Origin of the sequence: Komagataeibacter intermedius TF2 (assembly GCF_000964425.1) — a bacterium.
GTDB lineage: Bacteria > Pseudomonadota > Alphaproteobacteria > Acetobacterales > Acetobacteraceae > Komagataeibacter > Komagataeibacter intermedius.
The window spans coordinates 1-431 of sequence record NZ_BANF01000828.1; the positions used below are offsets into that span (position 1 = coordinate 1).

At 56.8% G+C, this 431-nt stretch carries 1 protein-coding gene and 1 pseudogene; one reads left to right on the forward strand and one right to left on the reverse strand.

Going from position 1 to position 431, the window contains the following annotated elements:
• On the reverse strand, nucleotides 1-257 hold a 257-nt coding region (locus tag B7449_RS23465; protein ID WP_244465792.1), incomplete at its 3' end, for a winged helix-turn-helix transcriptional regulator.
• Here B7449_RS23465 and B7449_RS23470 point away from each other — a divergent pair.
• A pseudogene (locus B7449_RS23470) lies at nucleotides 256-431 on the forward strand (zinc-binding alcohol dehydrogenase family protein); the annotation flags it as partial. The gene B7449_RS23465 and the pseudogene B7449_RS23470 overlap by 2 nt on opposite strands.

The following is a 431-nucleotide window of genomic DNA, read 5'->3' on the forward strand; positions in this document are numbered from 1 at the left end:
TTGGGCAGGCGCCTGCGGATTTCGTTAAAGCGCAGGGTTCCCTCAAGCAGGTGGTAGAGGATCACCCCTTTCCATTTCCCGTCGATGAGCTGAAGCGTCGCTTCAACGGCACAGCCGGGACTGCAATCAAGTGATTTATGCCGGATACGGGCCATGACGGTATCATTTCCGATACTATGGGCGTTAAAAGTGCGTTCTTGTCCGAACCCAGCATAATGCTCACTGTTCTCCTTCATCAACACAGGAGCAGACATCATGCGCGCCGTCGGTTACCAGACGCCTCTCCCGATCGACAATCCCGCGTCCCTTCAGGACATCGATCTGCCGAAGCCTGTTCCTTCAGGGCGGGATCTCCTTGTGGAAATCAGGGCTGTGTCGGTCAATCCGGTCGATACAAAAGTCCGTCGCAGCGCCGCGCCGGACGCGGGTCA